We start from the raw sequence: 3827 nt of genomic DNA on the forward strand, positions 1-3827 counted from the left end.
GCGACCGTCGCCAGGGTGGCGTCCTGGCCGTCGGCGAGGGTGCAGGTGAGGGTCGTCGCACCCGGGCCGGCCGGGTCTGCCGGATCGGCCGGGTCGTCCGCCGGGTCCGCCGGATCGGCCGGCGGCGAGGACGCGTCCCCCGGTTCCGGCGGGGTCCCCTGGAGTTCCAGCGTCAGCGGACCGAGGGTGAAGACCACGTCGCCGGCGCCGCCGGCCGTCGCCGACGACATCCCGCCGGAGAACGACACGGTGGCCGTACCGTCGGCCGACACCTCCGCAGGCTCCGCGGTCGCCCCGGCCCACGGGTAGTCGGCGGACTCCTGCCCCTGGGCCACGCTCATGGCGACCGACGCCGATCCGCCGACGGTCGCGCCCTCCTCGGCCGGCAGCCCGTCGAGCAGACCGCCGCCCAGTGTCGCCGACATCGTCAGGTCGCCGGGCCGGATGGCCTCGCCGGAGCGAACGGACGCCGGGAAGGAACCCATGAACTCGACCGGAAGGTCGGCGGCCGTACCGCCGGCTCCCTCGCACACGTAGCCGGCGGAGACCGACACGGCCCCCTCCTCCGCCGCCGAACCGGCGGCCGGGAGCAGTCCTGCGACGAGCGCACCGGCAGCGATCACGGTGAGCCGCCCGGTACGTGGACTCATCGAACTCCTTCTCACGTGGGTGGGAGAACGCCGGGGGCCCGGAGCCCGCGGCCGACTGGGATACTCAGGTCGGCCACGGCCCCGGGCCGGGTGGGCCGGGCGTCAGTCCAGCGTGATGTTCTGAGCCGGCGTGACGTCGTAGTTGCCGGTGAACGCGGCGTGGTCACCGTTGTTGATGATGCCGAGGCAGTTCGCGTTGTGGGCGGTGAGGTTGCCGTCCTGGATCACGAGCTGGTCGGTCCCGTTGTCGTAGTACCCGGTGACCGTCCCCGGGGCGGTGGCCCCGCCGGGGCCGGCGAACGTCGCCGTGCAGATGCCGTCCGGGTCGGCGATCTTCGCGACGATCCCGGAGATCGACCCCAGCACCCGGTTGGAGTTGTTGGGGTCGACGCCCGTGACGTTCAGCTTCCACGGAAGGGCGCTCGACGTGTCGACCGTGAACAGGATTCCGGCCACGGAGCAGTTCGTGAACGTCAGGTTGCTGATGTCGCCGATCCCGGCACCGTCCAGCCCCGAGCCGCTCTTGAGCGTGCCGACGGCGTCCGAGTCGGTACACGTGAGGACGGCGTTCGGCACGGCCAGTTGCGTGTTGCCCGAATGGGCAGTGAACGGCCCGCCCGGAGAGACCGTCCAGGTCGCCTGCGCGGTCGCGGAGGCGGAGCTGACGGTGAAGCCGACGGCCGCCATGAGGGCTGTTGCTGCAACTGCGGCGCTTCTCGTGAGTCTTCGCACTGCGATTCCCCTCGTGAGTTGAAGTGACGGTTCTCCGCCGCTGCGCCATCCGCCTCCCGGGAGCAGACGGCGCGCGGCAAATCGAATCCGTGGAGCGATCCGGGCCCGGCATGCAGGCCACAATGGATGCCCCGACCAGCGCCTTGCAGAGGGGTACGCTACGTACGAGTAACAAGGGAACGCAATACTTGGGACCGGGAGTCGGGGAACTTCGTTGCGGCCGGGGATTTTCTTGTCAGCGGCGCAGCATCCCGCCACCGGACTTTGTCGCCAAGTGCGCAATCGGGAAACCGCGGGACCGGTTATCGATTCTTCACCCGGCCCTGGGCACTGAGATCCACGATGCTGCCGTCCGGTTCCCGGCGGACCGCGCGTCTGGTGTCGTCCTCGGCGATCGACTCGCCGACGACGACTCCGTCGTCGTTGATCCCCAGCGCGTTGCTGTCGACATCGCCGGGAAGGGTGCCGAGGTCGGTGACGGTCCCGTCGCCGTCCCAGCGCACCGCGTGGATCCGGCCGTCGACGCGCTCGGCACTGCCGACGACGACCCCGGAGGGCGTTGATCCCGCGGGCTTCGCTCTGCTGCCCGCCCACGGCGTCGAGTTCGGTGACCGTGCCGTCGGCGTCCCACCGTACGGCGTGCGCCTGCCCCCCGCACCGGGGTCGCCGAGGGCCAGCCCGGGACCGGCGCCGGCACCGCGAACAGCCCCAGCATCAGACCCGTCCCGCGCAGGAGCACCGCTGTCCGCATGCCTGCACCGGGAAACCGGGACTGCTCCATGCCCCTCCTCCTTGCTCACCTCTGCCGTGGCCGCGCTTCGCCGCGGTCGTCGACCACGAGCAGCTTCAGCCCGGAGAGTTCCGCCGCCCCGGCCGGGCGGGAGAGCCGCCTGCCCTCGACGACGGCCCCGTCGGCGAACTCCCACAGGTACTTCTTGATACGGCCGTCCTCATCGGTCGAGCCGCCGGCGTCGAGGGTGACGCGGGCCCCGTCCCCGCTCTCCTGAATCCGGGCCCGGGGAGCGGCGTTCCGCTCGCGGGCCTCGGAGACGCCCAACCGGACCTCCTGCGCGGTGGCACGGCGTCGCCATCGCGGCCTCGACGATGTAGTTGTTGAGCTGCTCGACCCAGTTGTTGATCCATAGCTGGTCGCGGCGCCGGATCTGGCGGGACCACGGTGACGATCCCAACGTCGTCGGTGTCGGTCTCGCCCCGCCGGCGCGCCGGGGCCGTACCCTCGACCGGCCCGGCTGCACCGTCTTCGTGGTCCGCAAGCTGGCTGAGGCCGGCCTGGCACCGCAGCAGCGGCTCCGGAGGCCGTGGGCCTGCTCGAAGACCGGGCGGGCCAGGTGCGCCGCCGTCCGCCCGGGCCGACGCCGGCACCTTCGACTTCTTCTCGGCCACCGGCTGCTCCAGCCCCTTCGGCCCCATCACGGTGAAAATGACAGGGACCTGGGGTGTGGACGCCGTACAGTTCGATCCGGGACAGCCCGGATATATCGACGCGGTCATCACCGACGTGGCGGTGGAATTCTCGGTGCTGACATGTGTTGGCAAGGCAACGGGCGATCTGCCCATCGCCTACAGCCGCCGGAACGCCCCCATCACCGCGAAACCCGAGGTGTCGAATCCCACCGGTGCCGCGGTCACGGTGTCCGAGGCCGAGACGAACTGCGGGAACATCGTGGAACCCGGTGACGAGGTCGCCCGGGTCGCGGACTACGACGTCGTGTGGAATCCCGTTTCCCGGTGAGCAGGCGGGTTCTTGTCATCCCGCGAGTGTTCACCCCGCGCCCTTTGTCGCGCTGTGCGCAATCGCGCGCGCCCCCCTCACGTACCGCCGCGCCGCCGCGCATGCTTGCCGCGGAGCCCGGCCGGTCGGGCGCCCCCCGGGGTGGAGGAGTCACGCAGATGCCAGACGCAGGACCCGCCGCGGGACTCGCCGAGCCGCCCGAGCCGCTGCCCCCGGAGTTCGCCGCGATCATGCGGCCGGAACTGCCCAGCCTCGTCGAGGAAATAGCGCAGGAGATCAGGAGGGCCGTCCCGGAATACAGCCAATTACTGGAGGGCCCGTACGGGGAGGTATTGCAGCAGGGCGTCGAGCAGAATCTCTCCACTTTCGTCGAGCAGGTGGCGGACCCGGAATCCTCGACGGAGCGCTGGGACGAAATGTGCAGAAGGCTGGGCAGGTTCGAGGCGTACGAGGGCCGCAGCTTCCAGTACCTGCGCTCGGCGCTGCGCATCGGCGCGCGGGTGGCGCTGCGCCGCGCCAAATCGGTGGGCGCCCGCTACAACATGTCCCCCACGCTGATGGCGATGTTCGCCGACGCCGTCTTCGCCCACGTCGACGCGACCGAGGAACTGTGCCGCGAGGGCTACCGGGAGGCGCAGTCGGGGCCCGAGGACGCCGAGGCACGCCGGCGGCGGCTGCTGCGGCTGCTGCTC

The 3827-nt window shown here is 71.2% G+C and carries 6 protein-coding genes; 2 read left to right on the forward strand and 4 right to left on the reverse strand.

Going from position 1 to position 3827, the window contains the following annotated elements; translation table 11 throughout:
* The 4 genes from H5J30_RS21360 to H5J30_RS21375 all read right to left on the reverse strand — a co-directional run.
* Positions 1 to 650: DUF6801 domain-containing protein (locus H5J30_RS21360; RefSeq protein WP_374101009.1), on the reverse strand; the 650-nt coding region annotated here is incomplete at its 3' end.
* Between the two features lie 102 nt (positions 651 to 752).
* Positions 753 to 1337 carry a hypothetical protein gene (locus H5J30_RS21365; RefSeq protein ID WP_181789005.1) on the reverse strand — a complete coding sequence of 195 codons (585 nt, stop codon included), beginning with the start codon at positions 1335 to 1337 and terminating at the stop codon, positions 753 to 755.
* A gap of 347 nt (positions 1338 to 1684) precedes the next feature.
* On the reverse strand, positions 1685 to 1885 hold the full coding sequence (locus tag H5J30_RS21370; RefSeq protein ID WP_181789006.1) for a hypothetical protein: 201 nt from the start codon (positions 1883 to 1885) through the stop codon (positions 1685 to 1687).
* Positions 1886 to 2178: 293 nt separating this feature from the next.
* Positions 2179 to 2439 (reverse strand): PKD domain-containing protein, encoded by a 261-nt coding sequence (locus H5J30_RS21375; RefSeq protein ID WP_181789007.1) that lies wholly within the window; start codon positions 2437 to 2439, stop codon positions 2179 to 2181.
* A gap of 402 nt (positions 2440 to 2841) precedes the next feature.
* Here H5J30_RS21375 and H5J30_RS21380 point away from each other — a divergent pair, with 402 nt between their 5' ends.
* Together H5J30_RS21380 and H5J30_RS21385 are read left to right on the forward strand one after the other, a co-directional pair.
* Positions 2842 to 3135 (forward strand): hypothetical protein, encoded by a 294-nt coding sequence (locus H5J30_RS21380; protein WP_181789008.1) that lies wholly within the window; start codon positions 2842 to 2844, stop codon positions 3133 to 3135.
* 158 nt (positions 3136 to 3293) lie between these two features.
* Positions 3294 to 3827, forward strand: a 534-nt coding sequence (locus tag H5J30_RS21385; RefSeq protein WP_508470587.1) for a PucR-like N-terminal domain-containing protein, incomplete at its 3' end; no start/stop codon positions are given.

This window comes from Streptomyces phytophilus, assembly GCF_013870535.1.
In the GTDB taxonomy this organism is placed as follows: domain Bacteria; phylum Actinomycetota; class Actinomycetes; order Streptomycetales; family Streptomycetaceae; genus Streptomyces; species Streptomyces phytophilus.

Coding starts and splice junctions, on each gene's coding strand:
- H5J30_RS21365 (WP_181789005.1), bottom strand. CDS start 1,337: ATGGCGGCCGTCGGCTTCACCGTCAGCTCCGCCTCCGCGACCGCGCAG.